Here is a 15,244-nt window from a genome sequence, read left to right on the forward strand (position 1 = left end):
TGGTTTTTTTATTGCTTAAAAGCACCGATTGTTCTAAAAAAAACAGTCGTTTTTGAGAATAAAAGCTTGCTATTTCCATAAAAATACGATAAAATATTATTAAGTCATATAATAAAACAGTATTGCGTTTTAATGAAATCCCTGTGCAAAGTTTATCAGAAGAATGGCTGCCCGTAATTGTTCTGAGTAAAAGCATGGAAAACAAAGCATTCGACAGCATTAACCAATAAAGGAGTATCAGAAATGTACACGATTAAGGTCAATGGAGCTATACACGAGCTTAAAGAAGATAAAAAGCTTATGCGCTTTTTAAGAGATGATTTGAGATTAACCTCTGTGAAGGATGGCTGTAGTGAAGGAGCCTGTGGTACCTGTACGATTATTATCGATGGAAAGGCTACCCGGTCCTGCATCCCCATGGTGTCTAAAATGGCGGATAAAGAGATTGTGACAGTAGAGGGGCTTACTGAGCGTGAAAAAGAGGTTTACAGCTATGCTTTTGCAACGGCCGGTGCGGTGCAGTGCGGCTTCTGTATACCGGGGATGGTAATGTCAGGCAAAGCGCTTATTGACGCCAACCCCGAACCAACCCGCCTGGAGGTAATAAATGCCATTAAAAATAATATATGCCGATGTACCGGTTATAAAAAAATTGTCGATGGTATTCTACTGGCAGCTAAAGTTTTCAGAGAAAATCTCCCTGTAAATGAAGAAGCCGGAGAGGTTACGGTTGGACAGGCCATGCAGCGTGTAGATGCCAGAGAAAAGGTGCTGGGAACTGGCGAGTACCCGGACGATCTTTATCTGGAGGGGATGATCTACGGCAGCGCTGTACGGGCAGAATATCCGAGAGCCCGCATATTGGCCATTCATACAGATGAAGCGAAGGCGCTTGCGGGTGTGGTCGGCGTTTTTACAGCGGAGGATATTCCTGGAAGCGTGAAGGTGGGCCATCTCAAGCAGGATTGGGACACGATGATTCCAGTTGGGAAAACCACGCATTACATTGGCGACGCGATCTGTCTGGTAGCAGCAGAATCACCGGAAATCCTGGAGGAAGCCAAGAAGCTGGTAAGTGTTGAATATGAACCGCTTGAGGGGATTTTTGACCCGCGTGAGGCAATGATGGAAAATGCGCCTTTAGTGCATGAAGGCAGCGAAACCAATGTTTTAGCCCACGAGCACCTGGTACGGGGCAATGCCGATGAAGTGATCGCGCGTTCAAAATACAAGGTTAAGCGTCATTATGAAACGCCGTGGACCGAGCATGCTTTTCTGGAGCCGGAAACCGCTGTGGCAATGCCTTTTGATGATGATGGCGTCTTTATTTATTCGACAGACCAGGGAACCTACGATACACAGCATGAGTGTATGGCAATGCTGGGCCTGCCGGCGGAAAAGGTTATTGTCGAAAACAAGCTGGTAGGCGGGGGCTTTGGAGGAAAAGAGGATGTTTCTGTTCAGCATCATGCTGCTCTGATCGCTTATTTAACCAAAAGGACCGTCAAGGTTAAGCTCACACGAAAAGAAAGCCTTATGATCCATCCTAAACGCCACCCCTTTTATATGGACGTCACATCTGCCTGTGATGAGGAAGGCCGCCTGACAGCATTAAAAGCGGTGGTCGTGTCTGACACCGGCGCTTACGCCTCCCTGGGGGGGCCGGTGCTTCAGCGTGCCTGTACGCACGCTGCCGGACCTTATAATTTCCAGACCATTGATATTGACGGTAAAGCTGTGTATACAAATAACCCGCCGGCCGGTGCTTTCCGGGGCTTTGGAGTAACGCAGACCTGCTTTGCCTCTGAAATGAATCTCAATCTTTTGGCAGAAATGGTAGGGATCAGCCCGTGGGAAATCCGCTATCGTAACGCGGTGCGTCCAGGTGAGGTGCTTCCGAATGGACAGATCGCCGATCCGGCAACGGGGATCGCCGAGACATTGGAGGCGGTTAAGGAAATTTATGACAGTGAAAAATACGTGGGCATTGGCTGTGCGATGAAAAATGCCGGTGTCGGTGTGGGTCTGCCGGATTGGGGACGCTGCCGTCTTCTGGTAAAGGATGAGCGGGTCGAGATTCATGCCGGGGCCTCCTGTATTGGACAGGGGTTGGGGACAGTGCTGACACAGGTGCTTTCTGAAACCGCTGGTCTGAGACTGGATCAGATTGCCTACATGCCCCCTAATACAGCCAATGCGCCGGATTCCGGTACCACCTCGGGCTCCAGACAGACACTGGTAACCGGCGAGGCCTGTAAACGGGCAGCCGAGGAGCTTAAGACTGCGATGAATGATAAAACGCTGGCAGAGCTTGAAGGGCAGGCGTTTATGGGCGAGTATCTGGCAAAAACGGACGCCATGGGCACACCAGTGCCCAATCCGGTATCCCATGTGGCTTATGGTTATGCTACGCAGATGTGTGTGTTAAATGAGGACGGGACGATAAAGAAAATGGTCGCTGCCCACGATGTGGGTAAGGCGGTAAACCCCATTAGCGTCGAGGGACAGATCGAAGGCGGTGTGGTCATGGGAATGGGCTACGCGCTCACAGAACAGTATGAGCTGGATCATGGTATTCCAAAATCGAAATTTGGGACGCTGGGCCTTTTCAAAGCCGACAAAGTACCAGAGCTTGAAAGTATTATTGTTGAGAAGCCGGGCATTGATGTGGCTTATGGCGCCATTGGAATCGGCGAGATCACTTCGATTCCGACAGCGCCGGCCATTGCGGATGCGTATTATCGCTTAAGTGGTGAGTTCCAGACGGTTTTACCGCTTAAGGATACACCCTATGAGAAAAAGAAAAAGAAGTAAAAGGAATATCGAATCTACTAAAAAAAGAGTCACCAATGAAAAGGAGGTGACTCTTTTTATTTTTTCTTTAAAGCTGGCAGATACCCCGTGAGATATAGCACCCTTTATTTTCAACGATAACCCGGCCTTTTTCTACAACGGTTTCGCCGTTTAGCAGCACGACGTCCGCTCTGCCTTTTATTTTGACACCTTCATAAGGGGTGTAATCTACATTTTGGTATTGCTTCTGCTGGGTGATGGTGCCGCTGTACGCTGGATCCCAGATGACAATATCCGCATCGCTGCCGGGTTTCAGAGCGCCTTTTTGTGGATACATGCCGAAAATTTTTGCCGGTGTTTCTGAGAGCAGAGCGGCCATCTGGTTTAAGGTCAGTTTATGCTCACATACGCCAAAGGTATACATGAGTACTGGGCGTGTTTCGACACCGGGCATGCCGTTGGGAATCTTGCTGAAGTCATTTTTACCAAGATCCTTGCCGCCCTTCATATTAAAGCTGCAGTGATCACTGCCGATGGTATTGACAATACCATCGCTTAAAGCCTCCCAGAGTGCTTTTTCATCGGACGGCTTGCGTGCCGGAGGGGCGAAAACGTATTTTGCGCTCTCAAAGCCCTCCAGCTCATAACAGCTGTCGTCAAGCAGCAGATACTGCGGGCAGGTCTCAATAAAGACTTTTTGACCGCGCTTACGGCCATTTAAACATTCCTTGAGTCCTCGTTTTGTGCTGAGGTGAACCACATAGACGGGAGAGTCCGCGGCTTCGGCAATGGCTAAAAATCGGTTAACGGCCTCAGCCTCGACAAAGTCGGGCCGGGAGAGGGGATGGGCTGCAGGGCTCATGCGGCCTTGCTTTTTTTGTTCGGCGATCAGTGCATTGACAAGATCGCCATTTTCACAGTGCATGGAGACAAGACCACCAAAGGTTTTGACCGCTTCTAATATTTCGAAGATTTCCCGGTCATTGGAGCGCAGGTTATCATAAGCCATATAAAGCTTAAAGGAGGTTACGCCTGAATCCTTCATTGTCCTGAGCTCTTTGCGCGTCGTGTCATTCCAGTCGGTAATGGCCATATGAAAGCCATAATGACAGGAGGAACGGTTATCCGCCAGAGCATGCCAGCTTTTTAAAGCTTCTGTCAGACTGTGTCCCTTATCCTGGGTGGCAAAATCGATGATAGCAGTGGTGCCGCCGGAAACAGCCCCTTTTGTTGCGGAGACAAAATCATCTGCGGTATGGGCGGTGCCGGTGTCCATATCCAGATGTGTGTGTGGATCAATAAAGCCTGGGAAGATATACTTTCCCGCGGCGTCGATGATGCTGGCTTCCGGGTCTTTGAGCTTTTGGCCGATTTTGGCGATTTTACCATCTTCTATCAGGATATCAGCGTTAAGTGTGTCCTGAGAGGAAAAGAGAATACCGCCTCTGATGATTGTTTTTTTCATAATTATACCTCGTTTTACAATGGGAATTCACGCAGGAAACAAGTGAAGGGACGTCATGAATGACGTCCCTGATTATCGCTTTTAGAGGAGATAGCTGTAGCTGCTGACAACTGCTTTTATGATATCATTGATCCCCTGAGGCAGTGCACTGTCACCGATGGAGGTGTCAATTACATTGCCGTCAAGGCGGACCTTAACGCGATCGTCACTGGTGATGAGAAAACCACTGTTGCTGCTGTCTTCAAAGTCGGAGAGTGTGTGATACAGGGTGAATTTATCTTTATAAGGCGCGCTGTCATAAGGGCAGAAGGTCTGGCAGTTACCACATTCATTACACATTCTGTCCACGTGAACGATCTGACGCATTTTGTGGTGGGGTACAAAGAGCGCAAGATTTGCGCGGTTTGGACATACATCCATACAGGATTCACAGACGGTCGAGCATTCCAGGCAGCGGCTGCACTCTGTCGATTCACATTTCGGTTCAGCCAGAATACCGCGTTTGGCCAGCGCTCTGTTATAATCGCCGGTTTTTTTGGAATAAACAGGAGCTGCTTCAAGTGCTTCGGCTTCTACGATCGTATCGGCCACTTTGCGTGCGTCCGCAATGGCCTGTACAACAGTCGCGGCGCCCAGTTGCGCGTCGCCGGCCACAAAAATATTGTCACGCGCCTCCAGGGTGTCTTTGTTGACTTCGACACGGCCACGGTCTGTCAGGCCGATCTTGTTCTGGGTAAACCATTCCTGATCAATTTTTGCGCCAACCGAGGCGATAACCGTATTGGCCGGAATATCCATGAATTCATCGGTATTCTGCGGGCTTCTTCTTCCGGAAGCGTCGGGTTCGCCAAGCACCATTTTCCGGCAGGAAAGGGTAAGGCCGTCAAATTTTTCAGGGGAGAGAAGCTCGTAGAATTTAACGCCGTCTTCCAGTGCCATTGCCAGTTCTTCCTCGTCGGCCGGCATATAACGTTTGGTTCTGCGGTATACCAGATGGACATTTTCGACACCGGGTGCTTTTTTGGAAGCTCTGGCGGCGTCCATGGCGGTGTTCCCTCCGCCGATCACCACAACATCTTTCCCGAGATTCAGGCTGGATGCGTCTTTTCTGAAGCTCTGTAAGAAATCAAGCACGTTGAGGGCCTGTTCGCCCTCTAGCTTATACGGGCTTGGCCCCCAGGCGCCGGTAGCGGCAATAACATACTTAAAGCCTTTGCTTTTTAATTCGTCCACTGAGCAGACAGGGGTATTAGTGTGGATTTCTACACCGTAGGCTTCCATGAGCTTTACGTCATTTTCAACAATTTCGGCATCGACTCGGAACTCAGGCACGACGTGGCGTACAATACCGCCAAGACTTTCATTGCGCTCAAAAATCGTGGCGGAGATACCGTTTCTTGCCAGGAAGTAAGCGGCTGAGATACCAGCAGGGCCGCCTCCGACAATGGCAACCTTGGCATCTGTGCGTTTTTCGACAGGCCGGATCTCTTTCAGCAGGTCATCATAGCCCAGCTCGGCGGCATTAAGCTTTACACCGCGGATACACAGGGGTGTCTCATAGAAATTGCGCGTACATTTATCCATACAGCGGTGGTTACAGATGGTACCAGTGATGAATGGAAGTGGATTTTTCGCAGTGATAACCTTAAGGGCCTCCAGCGGTTTGTTTTGGCCCAGGAGTTCAATATAATCCGGTATGTCCTGAGAAATTGGGCAGGCTTCAGAGCAGGGCGCTGTAAAGCAGTCAACCAGGGGCACTTTTTTGTCAAATTTTCTGGAGGGTAACGGCTTTATGGCCCCTTTTACATTGTGGGGGTTAGTTCTTGCACGTTTTGCGAGTATGGACAAAGCGGCAGGCTTCAGGCTTTGTACTTCCTTGAAGTTATAGGAAACAAGGTCCTCTGCCATTTGGTCAAGACGGTTATATCCGCCCGGCTTTAATAAAGTGGTGGCCAGGGTGATGGGCCAGATGCCTGCTTTGAAGATATCTTTAATGTTAAAGATATCCGCACCGCCGGAATAGGAAATGCGCAGATCGCCATCAAAGGCTTTTGCCAGACGGTTTGCCAGTTCGATGGAGCACGGGAACAGGGACCGGCCAGACATGTACATATCTTCACTTGGTAAAATACCGTCAACGACCTTCTGAGGGAAGGTATTTGTAATTTTTACCCCAAAGGCAACGCCTTTATCGGCGGCTTCCTTTTTCAGACGGGTAAACATGGGCACGGCATCCTTGAATTGAAGGTCGTGGAGGAAATGATAATCGTCAAAATCCATATAGTCGTAGCCCATGCTGTCTAAAATCTCACGGGCGGATTCATACCCCAGCATGGTCGGGTTACATTTAACGAAAGTATTCAGGTCTTTTTCATTTATCAGGTAGCTGGCAATGCGTTCGATTTCGTCAGGAGGACAGCCGTGGAGTGTGGAAAGGGTGATGGAGCGGCTGACAACCGGAGAGATCCCTTTGACATAACCTGCGTCAATGTTGTCAAACTGGTCGAGATGGGCCAGGGTATAGTCCACACATTCCCGCCATACTGCGGAATTTTCAGCGTTTTTCATCCCCTCGATATAATGATCAATTTTTTCAGACTGAACACCGGCAAAATCGTAGCCGACACTCATGTTAAAGATAAAGCCGTCCGGACTTCCAAAGCCCATTTCCTTGGCCAGAAGCTTGAGGGCAAACCAGGCCTTTACATATTCGTCGTAGGCTTCCTCCACGCGCAGCTCGGTGGACCATTCACAATTGTAGCATTCGTCGCCGGCTGTAATGCAGGGCTTGGAGACCAGCGCCGCCAGGTCTTCGCCATCTACAGGCTGTACGGTTTTTAATTCAAAGAAGCGCGCGCCGCCGACATAAGCGGCTACAATGTTCTGAGCCAGCTGGTTGTGCGGTCCGGCAGCCGGACCAAAGGGTGTCTCCAGCATTTCGTCAAAAATTGAGAGTGTCTGCTGGTCGCTTTTTCTGTAAAGCTTTCGGACGCCAAAGATGCTTCGCTCTTTTTTATATTCGCTTAAGATCCAGTTGATCATTTCGCCAAAGGGGATAGGGTACATTTTATCGCTCATTTCGATACTCCTTTTTTATGGTGGGAATTGTTTTTTAGTATAACAGGGCAGTGGTACTATCTGTGATTAATGCGGTCGGCTAATTTCTTAGCCGTTTCGCGTGATTTTGCCAAAATGGCATCTTCGTCGATGTTCAGCAGTTCGCGGTCTTTCATAAGGACCTTGCCGTTAATCATGGTGGTAATGACGGAACGTCCGCACATGCCAAAGAGAATATGTGAGTTGTAGTTGTCAGCGGTCATGGGGGTCGTTGGGTTATAATCTGTTACAATGATATCGGCAGCGGCTCCTGGAGCCAGTACGCCTAAGGTTTTGCCGAAAAGACGTTTTGCGATGGCAGGATTGTTGTTAAACAGCATTTGTGGAATTTCACCCCAGGCCACGTTTGGATCACAACTGAAATGCTTGTGGAGAATGTTGGCTACCTTGTAGGATTCGATCATGTCGTTGGTATAGCCGTCGGTTCCAAGTCCGATGAGGATACCGCGTTTTACAAGCTGAAGCACTGGCGGACACCCGACAGCGTTGCCCATGTTGGACTCTGGGTTGTGCACGACCATGGTATTGGTATCTTTGAGAATGGACATTTCCTCGCCGTTGATGTGAATGCAGTGCACAGCAATGGTATTCTCACCTAAAATATTTTTATCGAATAAGCGGTTAACCACACGCTTGCCATATTTTTCTAAAGAGTCGTAAACATCGTCTAAACCCTCGGCAACATGTACATGGTAACCTGCGTAATCCGGTTTTTCGGCGTTACAGTAATCCAGGGTTTCATCCGTCAGGGTAAAAGCAGCGTGCAGACCCAGCATGCCGTGTACCATACCGCTTTTATCTTCGTGGGCGGCCTTGATGAAGTCGATATTTTCCTTGACGGCGGCTTTCATTTTATCTGCGCCGTCGCGGTCGGATACTTCATAGCACAGGCTGGTACGTACGCCCAGCTCCCTGGCGACATCGGCGATGGTAAAGAGGCTGTCCTTTATTTCGCCATAGCTTGCATGGTGGTCTACCACGGTGGTAACACCCTGCTTGATACAGTCGATATAGGTATCGTACGCGCTGTATTTATTGTCCTCGTTTGTCAGGTTACGGTCAATGGTCCACCACTGTCCATCTAAAATATCCATAAAATTCTGGGGATTAAAGCCTTCAATGGAAAGGCCTCTTGCAAAGGTACTGTAAATATGGTTATGGGTATTAATCAGCCCCGGCATGATGACGCCGCCTCTGGCATCGATGAACTCAGCACCGGGATATTGTTTTTTTAGTTCTTCTGTAGAAGCAACGTTTACAATCTCATTGCCTTCCACTGCAACACAACCATTATCTAAATACGTGTTCTTTTCATCTCGGGTAATTAACCGACCGTTTCCAATTAAAATCATTGTTCTCTCCTTGATTGTTATTATTTTGAATGGATATAGAGGCAGTGCGCTTTTCTATATCACCCGTGAATACTATAAAACATTGAATATGCGAAGGTTTTTATATGCGATGCAGCAGCCTGGCAGTGGACCTTGAGACAATAATAGTTTATTATCCTAACGATAATTTATCATGTTTTGCTGCAAAAAGCAAGTCTTTTTTAAAAAAATTTATTAAATCCATTTTTACGATATAATAAATTTTTATTTTTTTTAAAAACAGGGGTTGTGTTTTTTCCAAAAGGGTGTTATGATAGACACATAAACCAAACAAATTGTCAGGTAACCTGATAAACTGTTTGGTTTCGAGGAAAAGTCGAAATGCGAAGGAATGAATTAAGATGCAAGGAGAAACACTGGATTTATTAAAAAATTTGGCCCATGGCATTGCTACTCAGTTTGGCAGCAACTGTGAAGTGGTGGTGCATGATCTTACAACTGAGAATAAAGAAAGCACGGTTGTCTATATTGAAAATGGACATGTTACGAACCGTAAGCTGGGAGACGGGCCCTCCCATGTGGTGCTGGAGGCTCTGAAAAAGAATCCCGAAGATTTACAGGACCATCTGGATTATATGACAAAAACTGCGGATGGCAAAATATTAAAATCGAGTACGGTTTATATCAGAGATAAGGATAACAGAGTTGTTGGAATCTTTTCGATTAATTATGACATTACCGGTTTGCTGATGGTGGAAAATTCGCTTCAAGCCCTCATAGGAACCAAACAGGAAAAAGAAGCGGAGGTGGAAAATATTCCCACCAATGTCAACGACTTGCTGGACGACCTGCTTGAGCAGTCGGTTCGTCTGGTTGGAAAGCCGGTGGCCTTAATGAACAAAGAGGATAAGATCAAGGCGCTTAAATTTCTAAATGATGCCGGAGCCTTACTGATCACCAAGGCGAGCGAAAAGCTGACGGCTTTCTTTGGAATATCCAAGTACACATTGTACAGCTATATTGATCAGAGCAGCTCTGATCCGTCAGAAAAGAAATAGACCGGGACCATCACGTCCCTGAAAGCAATTTTGTATTACACTTCATACAGGAGAAAACAATGGAAAAAATCAAATGGGTATCCAATGAGATGCCAAAAACGGACGATAAGGAATTATCGGTGATGTCCATCGAATCGGTTAAAAAGGCAAAAGCTTTTCATGAAAGCTTCCCGCAGTATTCACAGACCCCACTTGTAAAGCTTAACAAAATGTCAGAGTATCTTGGAATTGGCAGCTTATTTGTTAAGGACGAGTCCTACCGTTTTGGGCTTAACGCCTTTAAGGTTTTAGGGGGCTCCTTTGCCATGGCCCGGTATATTGCCCAAAAGCTGGGCCGGGATGTCTCAGAGCTAAACTACGATTATCTGACATCGGATAAGCTGAAAGAAGAATTCGGTCAGGCGACCTTTTTTACAGCAACCGATGGCAACCATGGCCGGGGTGTTGCGTGGGCAGCCAATAAGCTTGGTCAAAAAGCGGTCGTCTACATGCCAAAGGGCTCCAGTCCCATTCGTCTGGAAAACATTTTAAAAGAAAATGCTGAGGCGTCCATCACCGAGGTCAACTATGATGAATGTGTCCGTATTGCAGCAGCTGAGGCAGAAAAAACGGAAAATGGCGTCGTGGTTCAGGACACAGCCTGGGATGGCTATGAGGAGATACCCGCCTGGATCATGCAGGGCTACGGGACCATGGCGCTGGAAGCGGCCGAGCAGTTAAAGGCTGAGGGATGCGAACGCCCGACACATATTTTTATCCAGGCAGGCGTCGGCTCACTGGCCGGAGCCGTGCAGGGCTTCTTTGCCAATCTGTTCCCAGGCGACTGCCCTACAACGGTTGTGGTGGAAGCGGATGAAGCCGCCTGTTTATATAAATCCGCCGCGGCTAAGGACGGCAAGATCCGTTTTGTTGACGGTGATATGCAGACCATTATGGCTGGTTTAGCCTGTGGTGAGCCCAATACCATATCATGGGAAATTCTTAAAAATAACAGCGCTTTCTTTGTCTCATGTCCCGACTGGGTAGCAGCAAAGGGTATGCGGATGCTGGCGGCGCCGGTGAAGGGGGATACCCCTGTCACCTCCGGCGAATCCGGTGCGGTATCCATGGGCTTAATCGCCGCCTTAATGGAAAACGACGACTATAAAGAGCTAAGAGAACGTATTGGTCTGGACCGTCATTCTAAAATCATCATGTTCTCGACAGAAGGGGATACCGATCCTGAAAATTACCGCGCCATTGTCTGGAACGGCGCACACCCCTCAGTCTGATACAGGATCAGCTTTGAAAATGTGGCCGGCAGCGCATTGAAAAAAGAGGCTGCCGGTTAGAAAATAATGATTCAGTCATAAACGTTATATATTAAATCAATCAGGAGGCAAATAAAAATGGATTTTAAAGCAATCAAAAAAGCGGCGCAGGGTTATGAAGAGGATATGACAAGATTCCTCCGTAATATTGTCAAAAACCCGGGTGAAAGCTGTGACGAGGAAAAACACATTAATACCATCGCGGAAGAAATGCGTAAGCTCGGTTTTGATAAAGTGGAAATTGACCCACAGGGAAATGTTTTAGGCTATATGGGAACTGGTAATACCCTGATCGGCTTTGACGCCCATATTGATACCGTTGGCGTCGGCAACATGGACAACTGGGAATTTGATCCCTATGAAGGATTTGAGTCGGATAGCGAAATTGGAGGCCGCGGAACCTCTGACCAGCTGGGCGGGATTGTATCCGCTGTTTACGGCGCTAAAGTCATGAAAGATTTGGGAATGCTGAATGACAAGTACAGCGTACTGGTGACGGGCACGGTTCAGGAAGAGGACTGTGACGGCCTGTGCTGGCAGTACATCATCAATGAAGATAAGGTTCGTCCGGAATTTGTTGTGTCTACCGAACCGACTGATGGCGGTATTTACCGTGGACAGCGCGGACGTATGGAAATCCGGATTGACGTCTCGGGCGTTTCCTGTCATGGCTCTGCACCGGAACGCGGTGACAACGCCATCTATAAAATGGCGGATATTCTCCAGGATGTCCGTGCTCTTAATGAAAATGACGCAGAGGAAGGCACTGAGATCAAGGGCCTGGTTAAAATGCTGGATGAAAAATACAATCCTGAATGGAAGGAAGCCCGCTTCCTGGGCCGCGGAACCGTCACGACCTCTGAAATTTTCTTCAGCTCGCCCAGCCGCTGTGCCGTAGCAGATGGATGCTCTGTTTCTTTAGACCGCCGTATGACCGCCGGTGAAACCTGGGAGAGCTGTCTGGACGAAATCCGGAACCTGCCAAATGTTAAAAAATACGGAAATGATGTAAAGGTCTCAATGTACGAATATGATCGGCCCTCCTATACCGGATGCGTTTATCCGATTGAATGTTATTTCCCGACATGGGTGATTCCGGAAGACCATCAGGTTACCAAAGCGCTGGAAGAAGCCTATAAAGGACTGTACGGTGAAGAACGTATCGGTTCTGCTGAGACAGCGGCAGAACGCAAGGCCCGTCCGCTGACAGATAAATGGACCTTCTCAACCAACGGCGTGTCCATCATGGGACGCAATGGGATTCCGGTTATCGGTTTTGGCCCTGGAGCAGAAGCACAGGCACATGCGCCCAATGAAAGAACCTGGAAACAGGATCTCGTTACCTGTGCCGCTGTTTACGCGGCGCTGCCAACCGTTTATACCAGATAATCCGGCTGACGGCCAGCGGCCCTTTGATCAGACCGGTTATCCCTCACAAAATCACACGAATGAATTTTATAAAATCAAGGAGACTGAAAAATGGATAAAACTTTACAAACCTATATTGATAAACTGAATGCGCTGAATTTTAAAGAAATGTATGAAAATGATTTTTTCCTGACCTGGGAAAAAACACCGGAAGAGCTTGAAGCCGTTTTTACGGTGGCTGATGCCTTAAGATACATGCGCGAAAACAATATCTCGACTAAAATTTTTGAGAGCGGTCTGGGGATTTCGCTGTTCCGTGATAACTCTACCCGTACCCGTTTCAGCTTTGCCTCTGCCTGCAACCTGCTGGGACTCGAGGTGCAGGACCTGGACGAAGGTAAATCCCAGGTAGCGCACGGCGAAACCGTGCGCGAAACTGCCAACATGATCTCCTTTATGGCGGATGTGATCGGTATCCGGGATGATATGTATATCGGCAAGGGAAACGCCTATATGCACGAAGTGGTCGACGCTGTAACAGACGGCCATAAAGACGGTATCCTGGAACAGAAACCAACCTTAGTCAATTTACAGTGCGATATTGACCATCCAACACAGGCCATGGCCGACGCGCTTCATCTGATCCACTATTTTGGTGGTATTGAAAACTTAAAGGGCAAAAAGGTCGCCATGACCTGGGCCTACTCGCCGTCCTATGGAAAGCCATTGTCTGTGCCGCAGGGGATTGTCGGCCTGATGACCCGGCTGGGCATGGACGTGACGCTGGCCCACCCAGAAGGCTATGAAATTATGTCTGACGTAGAAGAAGTGGCTAAGAAGAATGCAGCTGAAAGCGGTGGATCTTTTACAAAGACCAACAGCATGGCAGAAGCATTTAAAGACGCTGACGTTGTTTATCCTAAGAGCTGGGCGCCGTTCTCCGCAATGGAAGAACGGACCATCTTATACGGCAACGGTGACCAGGAAGGCATCGATCGTCTCGAAAAAGAACTGCTCGCTCAGAATGCAAACCATAAAGATTGGGAATGTACTGAGGAATTGATGAAAACAACCAAAGAGGGAAAAGCGCTTTACATGCACTGCCTTCCAGCTGACATCACTGGCGTCAGTTGTGAGCAGGGCGAGGTAGAAGCCTCTGTATTCGATCGCTACCGTACCGAATTATACAAAGAAGCCAGCTACAAGCCCTATATTATTGCCGCTATGATTTTCCTGGCAAAGGAAAAGGACCCTCAGGCAACCCTGAAAGCTTTGGAAGAAAGAGGTATTGACCGCTTCTTTACCAAATAAGCGCAGGTTGAAAATAAACTTCCGGATGGCTGTGTCCTGTGACCAGCCGTCCATCCATTTTTCGTTTAAAGGAGAAAATCATGAGCAAAAAAATTGTGATCGCCCTGGGAGGAAACGCCCTGGGCAACAATTTACCCGAACAGATGGCAGCGGTTAAAAATACGGCCAAGGCCATCGCAGATTTGATAGAGGAAGGAAATGAGGTCGTTATTTCACATGGAAACGGCCCGCAGGTCGGCATGATCAATCTGGCCATGGGCGAGCTGGCAAAGGCAGATCCGGGCAACCCGGTGGCGCCATTGTCTGTGTGTGTGGCAATGAGCCAGGGCTATATCGGCTATGACCTTCAGAATGCCCTGAGGGAGGAGCTCCTTGACCGGGGGATCCACAAGCCTGTTTCCAGTATTATCACCCAGATGCGCGTGGACCCTGATGATGAAGCTTTCAGCCATCCCACAAAGCCCATCGGCCGTTTTATGACAAAGGAAGAAGCGGACCAGATGGTTAAGGAAAGAGACTATGATGTTGTTGAGGACGCGGGTCGTGGCTACCGGCGGGTGGTGGCCTCACCAAAGCCCGTCGAGATCATTGAGATTGAAACCGTCAAGGCTCTGGCAGACGCCGGACAGGTAGTGGTAGCAGCCGGAGGCGGCGGTATCCCGGTTTACGCTCAGGGAAACCATTTAAAAGGCGCCGCCGCTGTCGTGGATAAGGATTTTGGAAGCTGTCTGCTGGCCAGGGAAATCGGGGCGGACTGCCTGATTATTTTAACAGCCGTCGAAAGGGTTGCCATTAACTATGGCAAGCCAAATGAAACATGGTTATCGGAAATCAGCGTTGAGGAAGCCCAGAAATACGCTGATGAAGGGCAGTTTGCCCCTGGCTCCATGCTGCCAAAGGTACAGGCAGCCATGGACTTTGCAAAATCCGGCCCGGAACGTTTTGCCCTCATCACGCTGCTGGAAAAAGCAAAGGATGGGATTCTGGGGAAAACCGGGACCATTATTAAGTAAATAAGTTAAATTTTTAACAACAAATAAGAAGGAGAATATTATGAGTAAAACAGCTATAAACGCAGCAAAAGCGCCGGCAGCGGTCGGCCCATATTCACATGCCAATGCCGCGGGCGGCACTATTTATGTTTCTGGACAGCTGGGGCTGGACCCAGAAACAGGAGCTCTGGCAGAAGGAGTGGAAGCACAGGCCCAAACCGGTTTTGAGAATTTAAAAACCATCCTGACCGAGGCGGGTGTCTCTTTTGAAAACGTTGTGAAAACAACCGTCTTTTTAACAGACATGAATGACTTTGCTGCTGTTAATGCTATTTACGCTAAATACTTTACAGGAGATTACCCGGCGCGTTCCTGTGTCCAGGTTGCAGCATTGCCAAAGGGTGCTTCGTTTGAAATCGAAGCCATTGCAGTGAAATAACGATGCTTTCGTACACTGCGCACAAAGTGTTCTTAAAGGGCTGCCCTTAACAGCCCTTTA

The 15,244-nt window shown here is 48.4% G+C and carries 10 protein-coding genes; 7 read left to right on the forward strand and 3 right to left on the reverse strand.

Features of this window, described 5'->3' with window-relative positions; translation table 11 throughout:
- The first annotated feature begins 243 nt into the window (after positions 1-243).
- Entirely contained in the window at positions 244-2,814 is a 2,571-nt protein-coding gene (xdh, locus tag I2B62_RS09815) for a selenium-dependent xanthine dehydrogenase (protein ID WP_195268783.1), read from the forward strand.
- A gap of 67 nt (positions 2,815-2,881) precedes the next feature.
- Here xdh and hydA read toward each other — a convergent pair whose 3' ends face one another.
- The 3 genes from hydA to ssnA form a co-directional block, all read right to left on the reverse strand.
- On the reverse strand, positions 2,882-4,258 hold the full coding sequence (gene hydA / locus I2B62_RS09820) for a dihydropyrimidinase (RefSeq protein WP_195268784.1): 1,377 nt from the start codon (positions 4,256-4,258) through the stop codon (positions 2,882-2,884).
- A gap of 81 nt (positions 4,259-4,339) precedes the next feature.
- Positions 4,340-7,336, reverse strand: a complete 2,997-nt coding sequence (gene ygfK / locus I2B62_RS09825) for a putative selenate reductase subunit YgfK (RefSeq protein WP_195268785.1) — start codon at positions 7,334-7,336, stop codon at positions 4,340-4,342.
- A 56-nt stretch (positions 7,337-7,392) separates the two neighbouring features.
- Positions 7,393-8,727 carry a putative aminohydrolase SsnA gene (ssnA, locus tag I2B62_RS09830; RefSeq protein WP_195268786.1) on the reverse strand — a complete coding sequence of 445 codons (1,335 nt, stop codon included), beginning with the start codon at positions 8,725-8,727 and terminating at the stop codon, positions 7,393-7,395.
- Between the two features lie 380 nt (positions 8,728-9,107).
- On the opposite strand from ssnA, the gene I2B62_RS09835 reads away from it, so the two are divergent.
- From I2B62_RS09835 to I2B62_RS09860, 6 genes are all read left to right on the forward strand, one after another.
- Positions 9,108-9,764 (forward strand): helix-turn-helix transcriptional regulator, encoded by a 657-nt coding sequence (locus tag I2B62_RS09835; protein ID WP_195268787.1) that lies wholly within the window; start codon positions 9,108-9,110, stop codon positions 9,762-9,764.
- 59 nt (positions 9,765-9,823) lie between these two features.
- Positions 9,824-11,035 carry a diaminopropionate ammonia-lyase gene (gene dpaL, locus I2B62_RS09840; RefSeq protein WP_195268788.1) on the forward strand — a complete coding sequence of 404 codons (1,212 nt, stop codon included), beginning with the start codon at positions 9,824-9,826 and terminating at the stop codon, positions 11,033-11,035.
- A 117-nt stretch (positions 11,036-11,152) separates the two neighbouring features.
- The gene (locus tag I2B62_RS09845) at positions 11,153-12,463 is read left to right on the forward strand and encodes a YgeY family selenium metabolism-linked hydrolase (RefSeq protein ID WP_195268789.1); all 1,311 of its coding nucleotides are present in this window, start codon (positions 11,153-11,155) and stop codon (positions 12,461-12,463) included.
- 90 nt (positions 12,464-12,553) lie between these two features.
- Positions 12,554-13,753: a knotted carbamoyltransferase YgeW gene (gene ygeW / locus I2B62_RS09850; RefSeq protein WP_195268790.1), complete on the forward strand. Its 1,200-nt coding sequence runs from the start codon at positions 12,554-12,556 to the stop codon at positions 13,751-13,753.
- An 80-nt stretch (positions 13,754-13,833) separates the two neighbouring features.
- Entirely contained in the window at positions 13,834-14,766 is a 933-nt protein-coding gene (arcC, locus tag I2B62_RS09855) for a carbamate kinase (RefSeq protein ID WP_195268791.1), read from the forward strand.
- A 40-nt stretch (positions 14,767-14,806) separates the two neighbouring features.
- Positions 14,807-15,184: a RidA family protein gene (locus I2B62_RS09860; RefSeq protein WP_195268792.1), complete on the forward strand. Its 378-nt coding sequence runs from the start codon at positions 14,807-14,809 to the stop codon at positions 15,182-15,184.
- Positions 15,185-15,244: the final 60 nt, after the last annotated feature.

Source organism: Eubacterium sp. 1001713B170207_170306_E7 (assembly GCF_015547515.1).
In the GTDB taxonomy this organism is placed as follows: domain Bacteria; phylum Bacillota; class Clostridia; order Eubacteriales; family Eubacteriaceae; genus Eubacterium.